Origin of the sequence: Shewanella pealeana ATCC 700345 (genome assembly GCF_000018285.1) — a bacterium.
In the GTDB taxonomy this organism is placed as follows: domain Bacteria; phylum Pseudomonadota; class Gammaproteobacteria; order Enterobacterales; family Shewanellaceae; genus Shewanella; species Shewanella pealeana.
The window spans coordinates 1,382,384-1,396,428 of record NC_009901.1; the positions used below are offsets into that span (position 1 = coordinate 1,382,384).

9 protein-coding genes are annotated in these 14,045 nt (G+C 45.1%); 2 read left to right on the top strand and 7 right to left on the bottom strand.

Features of this window, described 5'->3' with window-relative positions; translation table 11 throughout:
* Positions 1-57 precede the first annotated feature (57 nt).
* The 4 genes from SPEA_RS05985 to SPEA_RS06005 all read right to left on the bottom strand — a co-directional run bounded on the left by SPEA_RS05985 (position 58) and on the right by SPEA_RS06005 (position 5,817).
* Positions 58-1,563, bottom strand: a complete 1,506-nt coding sequence (locus tag SPEA_RS05985) for an alkaline phosphatase (RefSeq protein ID WP_041411308.1) — start codon at positions 1,561-1,563, stop codon at positions 58-60.
* Between the two features lie 296 nt (positions 1,564-1,859).
* Positions 1,860-2,069 (bottom strand): hypothetical protein, encoded by a 210-nt coding sequence (locus tag SPEA_RS05990; protein WP_012154401.1) that lies wholly within the window; start codon positions 2,067-2,069, stop codon positions 1,860-1,862.
* A gap of 1,674 nt (positions 2,070-3,743) precedes the next feature.
* Entirely contained in the window at positions 3,744-5,045 is a 1,302-nt protein-coding gene (locus tag SPEA_RS06000) for an NAD(P)/FAD-dependent oxidoreductase (RefSeq protein WP_012154403.1), read from the bottom strand.
* Between the two features lie 409 nt (positions 5,046-5,454).
* Complete coding sequence (locus SPEA_RS06005; protein WP_012154404.1) at positions 5,455-5,817, bottom strand: hypothetical protein; 363 nt, start codon at positions 5,815-5,817, stop codon at positions 5,455-5,457.
* A 458-nt stretch (positions 5,818-6,275) separates the two neighbouring features.
* On the opposite strand from SPEA_RS06005, the gene SPEA_RS06010 reads away from it, so the two are divergent.
* Positions 6,276-7,430: an efflux RND transporter periplasmic adaptor subunit gene (locus SPEA_RS06010; protein WP_012154405.1), complete on the top strand. Its 1,155-nt coding sequence runs from the start codon at positions 6,276-6,278 to the stop codon at positions 7,428-7,430.
* A gap of 256 nt (positions 7,431-7,686) precedes the next feature.
* Positions 7,687-10,818: an efflux RND transporter permease subunit gene (locus SPEA_RS06015; protein WP_012154406.1), complete on the top strand. Its 3,132-nt coding sequence runs from the start codon at positions 7,687-7,689 to the stop codon at positions 10,816-10,818.
* A 494-nt stretch (positions 10,819-11,312) separates the two neighbouring features.
* On the opposite strand, the gene yiaY is transcribed toward SPEA_RS06015, so the two are convergent.
* The 3 genes from yiaY to SPEA_RS06030 all read right to left on the bottom strand — a co-directional run bounded on the left by yiaY (position 11,313) and on the right by SPEA_RS06030 (position 13,893).
* On the bottom strand, positions 11,313-12,461 hold the full coding sequence (gene yiaY / locus SPEA_RS06020) for an L-threonine dehydrogenase (protein ID WP_012154407.1): 1,149 nt from the start codon (positions 12,459-12,461) through the stop codon (positions 11,313-11,315).
* Positions 12,462-13,102: 641 nt separating this feature from the next.
* Complete coding sequence (locus SPEA_RS06025) at positions 13,103-13,576, bottom strand: LabA-like NYN domain-containing protein (protein ID WP_012154409.1); 474 nt, start codon at positions 13,574-13,576, stop codon at positions 13,103-13,105.
* Between the two features lie 128 nt (positions 13,577-13,704).
* Positions 13,705-13,893, bottom strand: coding sequence for a hypothetical protein (locus SPEA_RS06030; protein ID WP_041410862.1), 189 nt, complete (start codon positions 13,891-13,893; stop codon positions 13,705-13,707).
* Between the last annotated feature and the right edge of the window lie 152 nt (positions 13,894-14,045).

Sequence of the window (14,045 nt, forward strand, 5' to 3'; positions counted from 1 at the left end):
GGATTCGTCAGTGAGTGTCAGTAGTTAATTCGTACTGCTGATATGAGTACTCATTGGTTAGTATTTGGTGCCACCGAGGGATTGGGCCTGGTTGATGATGTGGAAGATAACGTTTTGCTCCATTACGCCCTGAACGAGATCTGACCCCGCTCCTGTAGCGTGCAGAGTAATATCTTCGCCAGCGTGAGTTTCACTGCCCATTGGCACGAGCGCTTGCTGCATAAACTCTTTATCTTGAGTATCGACAGAGCTTAGGTCATCGCGAAGACCGACCACGGCTCCAGGGCCATTGGTGTAGCCAACTGTGGTATAGGGTTTACCGTCTTTGGCGATAGTGACACTGCCATCGATACCATGCACTAGGCCTAATATTGGGTTGCCACGCTTTGGATAACCCGCAATGGTAAATACGTGACTATGGTCGGCGGTGACCATGATTAAGGTTTCTTCAGGATTGGTGTTTTCGACCGCGGCGCGAACGGCATTCGAAAGCTCAACAGTATCCATCATGGCGCGATAGGCATTACCGGCATGGTGAGCGTGATCGATTCGACCCGATTCCACTATCAATAAGTAACCTTGGTCATTTTTATTGAGCAGTTCTATCGATTTAGTGGTCATCTCGGTTAACGAGGGCTCTCCTGCTGTGTCATCTAAACGGTCGGCTTCATACTGCATATGTGACGAATTAAATAAGCCAAGCAGATGATCGGTCGAGGCGACATCGACAGCGTCGAATCCCGCTTTGTCCCAAACGTAAGCCGAGTTACTCAGGTTGTCAGTCCAAGACTTTGTTAGATCTAAACCATCTTCACGGCGACCAGCCTTATCTTCGCCGTCGGTCATATCACTGGGGATGAAGTTTCTACGTCCGCCACCTAAGGCAACCGTCAGCGCGTCAACTTCATCACGCATCACCAGTTGATAAGCAATATCCTTGCACTCGTTGGCAACGGCTTCTGTGGGAAGGTTTGAGTCGGCCTCCCAATTACGCTCAGGAGAGGTGGCATAAGTTGCTGCTGGCGTTGCATGGGTGATCCTCGCCGTACTAACAATGCCAGTAGAGAGTCCTTTGGCATTGGCTAAATCGACTAAGGTCACCAGTTCATTACCCTTTGAAGATAAGCAATTGGCTCTAAGGCTGGTATCTGATACCGATAACACACCCGCCTTAGATTTTACGCCAGTAGCGATAGCCGTCATGGTGCCTGCTGAGTCGGGTGTTTGCTGATTGGTGTTGTAGGTTTTAACTAGCGCCGTTTTTGGGAACAGCTCAAAGCTTAGGAAATTTTCCTCTCCGCCTTGGTTATTAGCTTGTTGTTGTCCTTCAAAAATACGTGCCGCAGTGAGTGTCGATACTCCCATACCGTCACCGACAAATAGAATGACGTTTTTAGCTGTTGTAGCACTCGTTTGTTTGGTTTTTTCACTGACGAGCTTGGCGCTGTCTTGGTACCATTGACTGTCAGTTTGGCTGCTGGGCAATACAGCAGCATTGGCCGCGAAAGTTGCTAGAGCGGATGAGATAATCACAGCTATTTTTTTGATATTATTCACTATTATCACCGAAAATTTGTAAGGTTTATAGGTAGATTCCTTTGTGGCTTGGTGATTGTCGGGCAAAAGTATGACGCTATTGAGTCGGATTTATGTCGGTTTTGTTGCTTAAGTAATGGCTTGGGATATTGATGAGCTGAATGCAATGGAGTCTTGGGGAGGGTGAATGCCTTGCGGTGTATAGCTTGTGATGAGTTGCAAAAGGGAAAATACAACCAAGGCTCAATAATGAGCCTTTGTTGTAGAATAAAGTTTTATAACTTTGTTTTTAAGATTTACTTTATAGAGAGAGTGTAAACTCGTTAGTCTTCGCTAAGATCTTCTTTTACCGAGTTAACCGCATCTCTTGAGGCATGACCAATGGCGCGGGTGGTATCCCTTGTTGCATGGCCAATATCTGTTGTCACTTCTTTAGTTGTGTGGCCAATTTGACGACCAGCGTCTTTAAGCTCTGCACAACCTGTGGCGGCTAAGCTGCACAATAGTGCGGCAGCTAAAGTTAACTGTTTCATTGAGGAGTTGTCTCTTTCTTATACTTATCATTGTGCAGGCATATTGCCAGTATTATCTAAGCTGCGCTAGGGTAGGCCGTCACGTTATCAGGGTAGCCTTCTAATAAAGGCTGATTATATTTTTTATTTGGTGTTACTAAGTCGCCAGTTTCTAACTTGTAGCTTCATAGCTATCAATCGCCTCCAGCGGGGGATGTGCAGACACTGCTGCGAGACGCTGTGAATATATCCCTATACGCTCTGCGGTTTCATCCCTGAAACCGAAGCCCGCAGCTGTATCTACACCGGATAATAGGTGTTTTCATTTGAACAAATATGGTTGGCGTCTAACTTGGAAATGCCCCAAAGAGTGTTAACACATTACTGAAGGAGGGGAAATCAACGTTTAGTTTGACTTATTTTTTCTGATGTAAGTCGGTGATAACATGTTCAGTGTCAGCAACCGAAGGTTCGTTGAATATAATATGAAAAGTTAAAGTAGTAATAAAGGATGGATAAATAGTCTACGTTTCCGATGTTGATTTGAAGTATTTATTAGCATGAGTGGTGCATTTCTACTTTGAACAAGAGATTCAATTTTTGTATAAATAATGACTTGAACAATAAATATGCCGATTTGATAGTCTTATTCTGGCAACGCAGAGGAACATAATCAACTTAGAGTTTATCAGTACAAATCAATGTCGCAGTTATTACAATATGTTGCATCACGACTATATGTTGTATTGCACTTGTTACAGTTTTTTTGACCATCTAAAGCCGCTATTTTTTCATCTTTCGTCCAGGCCCCAGTACGGTATAACTTTGTACCACAATGGTTACACGTATGAATTGCCTGCTCATCTTCCCTACTCCTTAAACCCCAAGCACGTATACTTCGGCTTCCACAATTAGCGCACTTAATTCCCTTACCATCAAAGAGGTCAGGGTGTTGCTTTCGATAATCAGAAATATGTGGTAACTCTTCAACATGTGTTTGAGCACCTTCTCCTTGGCTACTAACACTTGTAATTGAATAAATGGCGATGACGATGATTAAAGCTAGGAAAAAAAATGTTATCACTCTTAAAAATCCTAATGGCCTGCCGGATACAAGGCTTTGAAATTGGAGAGCATTAAAGCAAATTCTTATGGTGAAACGCAACAAAATTAATGGGTTGCGGCAAAGAAAAACGCCTGATATGTTTTATTTGGTTACCATACATATCCCAATCTCCGAGCCAGCTTTAGACCCTTTGCACTAACTTACTTCTGTCCAGAAACGAGCTAGAAGCTTCTTTCATCTGTAGCCACAACTTCAAGGCTAGCTAGCCCCAGCAGGCTTAAAGAAAACACCAATTCCCCATCGAAGTTGCCGAGGTCATTGAAGAACAATCGCGTGAGCGAGTCATGGATGACGAGGTAGCCTTAGGTGAGCCATGGACGGCGAATATGAGGCGGTAGCGATTTTTGAAAATGTCCGAGGCTCGTATCTAACGCATGTAACTTCGTCGGGGCGGCTGGGACTCTTTATGACGGAAATAGACAAGAGGGGGAAGCTGTTGTCCCCCTTTTGCCCGAGTGTGAGCTGGAAGCTCACGATCTTTATCAAACGAAGTTTGATTTCCCTTTCAGGTAGGCAAACAAAATGTTGCTGGCGCTATACCAAAATACCAGCAACATTCAGCAAGCTAATTAGTGCAGTTTCAGATGTGGGTGTACAATTCGGCTAATGCCTTTGGCAAACATTAACAGGGTGCCTTTAATTGGGCCGTGAAGCTCAATCAAGTGTCTGCGGTATAAAGAGGTGTAGACGAAGCGAGCAATCTTACCCTCAACCATGACGCCGCCACCGATAAAGGACATCAAATTACCCACTGTGTGGAACTTAGATAGGTTAACCAAGGCACCTAGGTCTTTATAAACATAGTTATTTGACGCGGCTTTTCCGGCCAAAAGTAACTTAATATTGTCAGCTGTCATCAACGCCATTTGACGTGCCGATTGACCACGAGGAGGTACCCAGCTGCCATCTTCTTGAGGACATGCTGCGCAGTCACCGATAGCAAAAATCGATGGGTCTCGCGTGGTTTGCATGTTTTGCTGCACCATGACTTGGTTGATATGGTTACTTTCAAGTCCGCCGATCTCTTTTAGAAAATCTGGGGCTTTAACGCCGGTTGACCAGATCACCATATCAGATTGAATAAATTCGCCTTCAGAAGTGTGTAGACCTTCTTCTGTTACTTGGTTGATGCGGGTGTTGGTCATCACTTTTACGCCGATAGAAGTTAACTCTTTGGCGACAGAGGCTGAGATCTCTTCTTTTTCAACTTTTGGTAAAATGCGCTCATCGGCTTCAATAAGAGTTATTTCCAATAAGCTACTATCGATTTTATAACCGAAGCCGCGTAGCTGTTCCACCGCATGGTGCATCTCTGCTGACATTTCAACGCCGGTTGCACCAGCGCCGACAACGGCAATTTTGATTTTGTCGTCTAATTGGTGGTGGCTGGCGTAGCGCATGAACTTATTAAGCAGCATGGTGCGAATTTCCATTGCTTGTTCGGTGCTATCTAAAAATACGCAATGATCGCGAACGCCAGTAATATTAAAGTCATTGGCGATACTGCCAATGGCAATGACTAAATAGTCGTAATCGATACGGCGCGCTGGTAGTAATTCACGACCTTTGTCATCGTTAATTGGCGCGAGAATTACCTGCTTAGCTTCTCTATCAAGATCTGTCATAGCCCCTTGTTGAAAGTGATAACCATGATTGGCTGCGTGACCACGATAGCTAATTGCATCTATACCAATATCTAATGCGCCGGTGGCAACTTCATGCAGAAGAGGTTTCCAAACATGGCTTTCGGCACAGTCAATCAGTGTGACTCTGGCTTTGCCTTTACGCCCGAGTTGGTGACCGAGTTTGGTTGCGATCTCCATTCCACCAGCGCCGCCACCTACGATGACAATATTAGGCATTTCATGCATGAGTTTTATAATCCTTAATCAGAAAACTGTAAAATAAATATAGGGTTAACTTGAGTAATAGCAAGGTGTAACTATTTAAATAGCAGTTAATTAAGCCTGGTTAATCGTTGCGCTATATACAGAGTAGTTACGACAGATAAGCATAAAAAGTGTAGCAGTAGATATGAAAAACGGCAATTGGCTAGATTTATACTACCAAGTCTTATTTTAATGATGTTTTCGCCATTAACTTGTTGTATTTATTAGCTTAACTGTTTTGATAATTTATTTTAATCTAGTTTATGAAGCTGGAGGAGGCTTGAGGAGTGTGAACTAGGTTTTGCTAGGAAGTCAGAACTGTGAGCTTGCTCAATATTTCAGCGGGATTTAAAAGCGGCATGCTCTAGGGACTAAAACATGCCGTCAATCATTAGAGCTTGCTTAAGCGAGACTTATAGTCGTCGATAACATGTTCCATGATCTCTTGCACCGATGTGTCTTTAGTCTTGTTATCCATAAAGACTTTGAAGGTCACTAATGCATGTTTGTCATCTTTGAGACGATTGTTTTGCATGGCGAAGTAGGCCTGTTCTTGCTCACACTCCCTGACGACAAAACCTTCATGTTCAAATAGTCGGTTGCCAGAATGGCCATGCCACTTAGTAATTCTGTCTAGTGCGATTTCGCAAGAGCGGTTTAGCTCGACATGATTTCGCCAGCTTGTTGGGTGTGCAGGATCCTTAACGTGAGGGCATCGGACTGTGTAGTTGTATACATGAGAGATTGCTGTCATAAATTACCTACCTGTTCGCTGTGACTAATACCATCTTAGGCATTGTTTTTTATCTTGGTCAACCACGTGTGTGGCTTGAGCGTACTTTCTGTGTAGTTCGAGCAAAAATGGCTAACTAAATATCTACTATTTCTATAGCGTTTTAATATAACGTCAAGTTAACACTTTAGTTGCTGTACCTATTGTTTACCATGACATTCAGTTCAATATCCTTGTTCCAGATCTCACTTTTGCCGATATAGGTAAGCTAATTAGTGGCTTTGGCTAATAAAGCATCAGTTAAATTGCGCATATCCTGCTTGTCTCACATTAGTGACAGAAAGCATCTAGATAAACTTCACACGGCTGAGTGTTAACGGTTTTGCCTCTTTGTTACCTAAAGGTTTTATTTATAGGTGAGTTAAGCTTATAATTTCAGAACAAAAATAAAGCACATATCCTACCTACTGGAGGCTTAAATGGCCGGTTCATCAGTTTCAAAAACTAAGTTGTGGATGTTAGTTATTAGCGCCCTCGCAATATCTGCCTGTGGAGACGCCCCTGCGCCACAACAAGCAGTGATTCCAAGTGTCATCGTTAATACCGCTCACAAAGAAATGATCACGCCTAAGTCTGAATTTGTCGGCCGAACCAGAGCATCTGAAGACGTGGTGATTAAACCGCAGATCCAGGGCCAGTTATTACGACGTAGTTATATTGAAGGCGATGATATTGCCGCAGGCGATCTCTTGTTTGAAATCGACCCATCGACCTATAAAGCGGAGCTTGCTCAGCATCAAGCCGTATTAAAGCAGGCGGTTGCATCGAGGGACGTGGCGGTAATGAACTGGGAACGTGGTCGCCGGTTACTGCCCGATGGCATGATCAGTGCGCAGGATATGGATGAATTGACCAGCCGTAAGCTCACGACTGCTGCAGGCGTTGTGCAAGCCGAAGCGGCAGTAGATGCTGCAGAGTTGCAATTAAGTTATACCAAGGTTTACGCGCCTATTTCTGGCCGTATAAGTCATTCTAAAGTCAGTATTGGCGACATCATTACTCCCCAGTCTGAAATGGCTAATATCGTGCAGCTCCAGCCGATGTGGGTCAATTTTCAAGTGGCAGAGAAAGGGCTTATCACGGCACAACAGCAATTTTCTCAGGCTAAGAATATCGATATGAAGATTGAAGATCTTGTTATGAGGCTGCGCCTGCCTAACGGCACCATGTTTGATGAAACAGGTCATATCGACTTTATTGGTAACCGAGTCGACGCAACGACAGGTACCTTAGCTGTACGTGCCACATTTAAAAATGCCAATAGCTTAATGTTGCCGGGCCTTTTTGTAACCTTAGTGGTTGAATCACCAATCACTGAAAATGCGCTACTTATCCCTCAGGCTTCGGTTCAGGAAGATCAACAAGGTCGTTTTGTGATGGTGTTAAACGACCAAGATGAAGTACAAAAACGCCTAGTTGTACTAGGCGACCGTTTCGGTGTCGAGTGGCGTGTACTCAGTGGCCTAGAAGATGGTGATCGTATCGTGGTCGAGGGATTACAGAAAATTCGCCCAGGTATGAAAGTGAACCCTGTTGAACAAGAAGTTGTTCCCTTTAAAGAAGATGACAAATAAAACAGGAGCGAGTAATGAGACATCAATGCTTAATTGCTAACTTCGTAACTTGTTGCATCGATAGTTGCCTAAGCCTCTATATTAAGGTCGACAGGGGAATGTCATGATGAGTGAATTTTTTATTAGCACAGAAACCCTAAGTTTGCAGTTTTTGACGAGGGAAATGTCATGATTAGTGAGTTCTTTATTAGCACAGAAACCCTAAGTTTGCCTGTTTTAGAAATACAGCTAAACCTTTGCTTATCAGGGGAATGTCATGATTAGTGAATTTTTTATTAACAGGCCTAAATTTGCCTTTGTTATCTCAACGGTTTTAACTTTGGTCGGTTTGATCTCAATTCCAGTGCTCTCGGTATCTGAATTTCCCGAGATAGCGCCACCTCAGGTAAGCGTTTCAACCAGCTACTCTGGCGCCAGTGCCGATATTGTTAAAGACACCATAGCACAGCCCTTAGAAGCAGAAGTTAACGGTGTCGAAGGCATGCTCTACATGGAGTCTAAAAGTGCTAACGATGGTAGCTACTCATTAAATGTGACCTTTGAAGTAGGTACCGATGCCGATATGGCGCAGGTTAAGGTGCAAAACCGAGTGCAACAGGCCATGCCGCGTCTACCTGAAGAGGTGAAGCGTCAAGGGGTGAAGGTTGAGAAACAGAGCCCGAATATGTTGATGGTGGTAAACCTTGTTTCCCCTAACGAAACTTTCGACTCGCTGTTTATCACTAACTATGCCGGTCTAAATGTAAAAGATGCGCTGGCGCGTCAGTATGGTGTGTCAAAGGTGCAGGTTATTGGTGCTCTCGATTATGCGATGCGAATTTGGCTCGATCCTGATCAGATGGCCAGCCTTGGCGTGACGGCAACCGATGTTATCGGGGCGCTGCAAGAGCAGAACATTCAGGTGGCTGCTGGGCGTATCGGCGCTGCGCCAGTGGATCCGGAGCAGCAGTTCCAGTACACCCTGCAGACCAAAGGTCGACTTAAAGATCCCCAAGAGTTTTATGACGTGATGATCCGTGCCAATAACGACGGCTCAAAAGTGGTTGTTGGTGATGTGGCTCGGGTGGAGCTTGGCTCGCAAACCTACGATGCTCAGGGTAAGTTGAATAACAAACCTTCGGCGATTATCTCAATTTACCAGTCACCCGATGCAAATGCGTTGGAGGTAGGTAAGGCGATTAAGGCCGAGATGGAGAAGCTTTCTGAGCGTTTTCCTAATGATCTTGAGTATGAAGTCTTGTACGACACCACAGAGTTTGTTGAAACCTCAATCAAAGAGGTGGTTCAGACCCTGTTTATCTCTATTGCGCTGGTGGTCTTTGTGGTGTTCATCTTCCTACAGGATGTACGCTCAACGCTAGTACCTGCTATTGCTATTCCGGTTTCGCTTATCGGAACATTTGCCTTCTTACTCGCTTTTGGTATGAGCATCAACACCGTCTCGCTATTCGCGCTTATTCTCGCGATTGGTATCGTGGTCGATGATGCGATTGTAGTAGTAGAGAACGTTACCCGCTTGATGCAAGATGAGGGCTTATCGCCAAAAGAGGCAACCTCTAAGGCGATGAAAGAGGTGACAGGTCCCATTATTGCCACCACCTTGGTTCTGCTTGCGGTGTTTGCGCCAACGGCTGTGATGCCCGGGATCACCGGACAGATGTATGCACAGTTCTCGGTGACCATCTGTATCTCAGTGCTTATCTCATCCATCAATGCATTGACCTTGAGCCCCGCTCTGTGCGCCTCTGTACTGCGTGCGCCTAAGTTACATGAAAAAGGTTTTCATGCGGCCTTTAACAAGCATTTTGAGCGTGTAACGGGCAAGTATATGAAGTTGGTATCCTCCCTGACACGTAAGCTAGTGTTAGTGGGTATCGTCTACGGCTGTTTAATTCTGTTAACCGGGGGGATTGCTAAAATTCTACCGTCAGGATTTGTGCCAATGGAAGATAAGAAAGCCTTCATGGTGGATATTCAGCTGCCCGATGGTGCATCCCTTAACCGTACCGAAGATGTGATGCGTGATCTGGTGGAGCTGACACTGGCCGAGCCGGGAGTAGAGAATGTTATTCACGCCAGTGGCTTTAGTATCTTGACGGGCTCGGTTTCTTCAAACGGCGGCTTGATGATTGTCACCCTGTCGACCTGGGATGAGCGTGAGTCTGCGGATATGATGGAGTCGGCGATTGTGGCCAAGCTGCAAGCTAAGTATGCGGCGAACCCTGCGGTGAAGGCGATGGCATTCTCTTTGCCACCTATTCCTGGTGTGGGTAGTGTCGGTGGCTTCGAGTTTGTGCTGCAAGACACCCAAGGCCGTACCCCGCAAGAGCTAGCCTCTGTGATGCGCGCCTTGATTATGAAAGCCAATGAGCAGCCTGAAATTGCCATGGCCTTTAGTAACTTCCGCGCAGATGTACCGCAGATGTTTGTCGATGTTGATAGAGACAAGGCCAAGGCGCTGGGGGTCTCACTCAACGAGATCTTCGCGACCATGCAAACCATGCTGGGCTCAATGTACGTTAACGACTTTAACCGCTTCGGTAAGGTGTTTAGGGTCATCTTACAGGCTGAAACGGAGTATCGTAATTCCGATAAAGACATTTCGCGTTTTTATGTTCGCTCAAAAACCGGTGAAATGGTGCCACTTAGTACTCTCGTCACTGTAACGCCGATTTTAGGCCCTGATGTGATGAACAACTACAACATGTTCAGCTCGACGACCATCAATGGTTTCCCTGCAGCTGGGTTTAGCTCTGGTGACGCGATTACGGCAATGGAACGCGCTGCAAATGAGTCACTGCCATCGGGTTATACCTATGAGTGGACAGGACAAACCTATCAAGAGATCAAGGCGGGTAACCTCGCGCCACTTATTTTCGGCTTGGCGTTAGTGTTTACTTACCTGTTCTTGGTGGCTCAGTATGAGAGTTGGACCATTCCATTTGCGGTTATCCTCGCGGTGCCGATTGCGGTATTAGGAGCCTTCCTCAACATCTTGCTGGTAGGTTCAGACTTAAACCTCTACGCCCAGATTGGTCTGGTGCTGCTTATCGGCCTCGCCTGTAAGAATGCCATCTTGATTGTTGAGTTTGCTAAGCAGTTACGTGAAGAGGGCAAGAGTATTCTAGAAGCGGGCGAGACTGCGGCGAGACTGCGTTTTCGTGCGGTACTGATGACGGCTTTCTCTTTCCTATTAGGTGTGTTGCCTCTGGTTATTGCTACTGGCGCGGGGGCGGGTAGCCGCCGCGCTTTAGGCTACTCGGTGTTCGGCGGTATGTTAGCGGCCACTGTGGTCGGGACGCTGCTTGTGCCAGTATTTTACGTCATTATGCAAAAGATGCGTGAAAAGGCGAAAGGGCTGCCTCAAGACGAAGAGGCTGCTAATTAATGCCCATTGATTAATGAGTGATAGTTGTAGAACTAAGGCCTGCTTTGATAGTAGGCCTTTTATTTTCAGCCCTAAACAATCGACTTCAGTAGGCTTATTTACTTCCGGTTTTAAAGTCACACACTCGTGTTAAGTCCGAGTGTTTACATAATTGAATAAACCGGAAGATTCGCCAGAAAGGAAAAAGCCCACTCCGAGGAGTGGGCTTCTAAGCTTGCTTTAACTTTTGCAGGGAAAAAGCGAACATGTTGATTATACCAAATATGTATCCCTTTGTATCGCTCAACTAAGATTAAAATAGTCATAAATAGCGTTATGGGCTGTCTCTGGCCTTTTTAATACTAGAAAATGATGCCGCTGTACTTTACTGCCTGCCGAACTGTCACAGTGATGTGAAAGATAGCAAGCTCACTTTTTTAAACATAAGTCGCTTGCTAGTTTCAGCTATTACTCTGTTAACTGATGCACTGGACTCAAATTGGAGCCAAGCTGGATCACAGTGCGTTAGTGAAGATTTGGCAGATCTCTTCATGAGTTGCCTGCTTAGGGTTAGTGAAACCACAAGCATCTTTTAGCGCGTTATTAGCAAGTGTCGGAATATCTTCCGCTTTAACACCTAGCTTAGTGAGGTTTTCTGGGATGTTAACCGCGACAGATAGCGCTTTAATTGCGGTAATCGCCGCTTCGGCACCTTGCTCATCAGTCATGGCTGCGACATCGACCCCCATGGCTTTAGCTACATCCTTTAGACGCCCCGGCACAACCTGCGCGTTGTAAGCTTGAACGTGTGGTAACAATAATGCGTTACATACGCCATGAGGTAGGTCGTAGAAGCCACCTAGCTGGTGGGCCATAGCGTGGACATATCCAAGGCTTGCGTTGTTAAACGCCATACCTGCAAGGAACTGGGCGTAAGCCATCTGATCGCGCGCCTCGATACTTTGGCCATTTTCAACGGCTTCTACCAAGTTACCTTGAATAAGCTCTATCGCTTTAATTGCACAGGCATCGGTAATCGGATTTGCCGCGATAGACACATAGGCTTCGATGGCGTGAGTCAATGCATCCATACCCGTTGCAGCAGTCAGGCCTGCTGGCTTAAGCAACATTAATTCAGGATCATTAACTGATAAGATCGGCGTGGTGTTCTTGTCGACAATGGCCATCTTAATATGGCGAGCTTCATCGGTAATGATACAGAAACGTGTCATTTCACTCGCGGTGCCCGCAGTGGTGTTAATGGCAACGAGTGGCAGCTGAGGCTTGATAGAGACATCTAAGCCTTCGTAATCTTTGATACTACCGCCGTTGGTGGCAACCAGTGCGATGCCTTTAGCGCAGTCATGAGGTGAGCCGCCGCCTAAAGAGATAACAAAGTCACAGTTGTTTGCGTTTAAAATTTCAAGACCCGCTTCGACATTGCCAACAGTTGGGTTTGGCTGAACACCATCAAAGACGACAGAGCGAATGTCGTTGCTCGCTAGTTTGTCAGTGACTTGAGCGACCAGACCAATTTCAACCAGAGGTTTGTCAGTAACAATTAGTGCATTTTTAAAGCCGAGTGACTTGATGTCACCAATGGCTTCAGTTACGGCATCTTGACCTAAGATATTGACAGATGGGATAAAAAATTTAGCAGCCATAAGAATCACCTATTATGCTTAATGTTCAAAGTTGTTATCTTTTCTGGTAATTAAAGTACCAACAGCAATGAAATAAAGGTGTGATCTTCCTCTAATAATCGGCAGGGTTTGGCGAGAATTCGGTCGAAAGTTGGATCCATCTTCCCGAACTTGTAATTTTATGACATCAAGTACGATTACCAGCCTAAAATGGCTCATTATACCAATCACATTAAATATGTGATCATTCAGCGGGAAGTCAAAGCCCTGTAGGCAAGGCGGATGATTGAAGCTAATAGTTATTCTATATCGAGAGCATCTTACGCAGTATACAGGGCTTTGAAACCCGCACTGCGTGAGCCTCTCAGGCATTCCACTTCTACGTTGCACTAATTTAAAAGGGAATAACCATTTCTTCATCAATACGCCTTGAATTGAAAAGCCTGAGTGGCTTTGAACTGACCACATATTTAGTACGATTGGTATTAATTGCTGAAAACAAGTTTATTCAAAGATTTCCATGCCATGTGGCCTACAGAAACCCAATAGTTGGACTCAGATGAGTATTCGCAATACGGCGGCAAGCGGGCGTTTCTCGAGCTATTTAAGCTCGAATGTAGGCAAGTTAACTATCAATTTATCAAAAGTAAAAAGTAAACGAATTAAAGCAATAGGCTGGCGTCAATTTCGTGGAACTGGTTTACTGAATCAATCAGTGATTTGGCCGTTAATGTTGGCACGCCATAGACCTGAGTTTCTACGCCATATTTCTGGTGGATCCTTTGCATCAAGAGATCAAAATCGCCATCACCAGAGAGTAAAATGACGCAATCGACTTCGCTTGCCGCTTCCATGATGTCGATAGTGATCCCCACATCCCAATCTCCTTTCGCCGATCCATCGCTTCTCTGGATAAAAGGTTTGAGTTTCACCTCAAAGCCGATGTGTTTCAGCGCATCTTGAAACTTTAGCTGACCATCGTCACCGCGATGAATCGCATAAGCGGTGGCCTGGCTGACATCGCCTTCGTAACCTAAGTGTTGCCAGAGTTTACGGTAATTGAATTGTTTGCCATAGGCTTGGCGGCAGGTGTAATAGATGTTCTGTACATCGACAAATAGGGCGATTCTCTTCACTGTATACTCGTTTAGGTCGCTTGGGAGTTAAAGGTGCGTGCTATTTCACTGGGCACGGAAGTCCTAAATACTATTGCATAGAAGCGAAAATAGCGAAGCATTTAGCTTGGGGCTAAGTGCTCAATGGATTAAATATAGATGTCGACACTAGGCATGCGTCTTTGATTTGTTTGACGTCTTTCATACAGATCTAAGTAACCGGTTTGCTCGTTTACTCTTCTGTCTAGGGACGTTCGGCGCTCGGTAATATATTGGCCATTGATATTAAAAGTTTCATACAGCATTGGCTCAAGAGTTTTTGGCTGTGGCTTTTGCATAGATATAACCTATGACGATGGCATACATGTGATTAACATAATTATAGATAAGAAAAACGGACTCGTTTGAGAAGCATCTATCGAATAGCAAAGTAGTATCAGAGGGGATTTGACTGGGAGGAAGTCAAGTCAAAGACTTTGACTCCCACCAG

What these genes read in the sequence shown, in the direction of transcription:
- SPEA_RS06005 (WP_012154404.1), bottom strand. Translation starts at nt 5,817, where the DNA reads ATGACAGCAATCTCTCATGTATACAACTACACAGTCCGATGCCCTCAC.
- SPEA_RS06030 (WP_041410862.1), bottom strand. Translation starts at nt 13,893, where the DNA reads ATGCAAAAGCCACAGCCAAAAACTCTTGAGCCAATGCTGTATGAAACT.
- SPEA_RS06010 (WP_012154405.1), top strand. Translation starts at nt 6,276, where the DNA reads ATGGCCGGTTCATCAGTTTCAAAAACTAAGTTGTGGATGTTAGTTATT.
- yiaY (WP_012154407.1), bottom strand. Translation starts at nt 12,461, where the DNA reads ATGGCTGCTAAATTTTTTATCCCATCTGTCAATATCTTAGGTCAAGAT.
- SPEA_RS06000 (WP_012154403.1), bottom strand. Translation starts at nt 5,045, where the DNA reads ATGCATGAAATGCCTAATATTGTCATCGTAGGTGGCGGCGCTGGTGGA.
- SPEA_RS06015 (WP_012154406.1), top strand. Translation starts at nt 7,687, where the DNA reads ATGATTAGTGAATTTTTTATTAACAGGCCTAAATTTGCCTTTGTTATC.
- SPEA_RS05990 (WP_012154401.1), bottom strand. Translation starts at nt 2,069, where the DNA reads ATGAAACAGTTAACTTTAGCTGCCGCACTATTGTGCAGCTTAGCCGCC.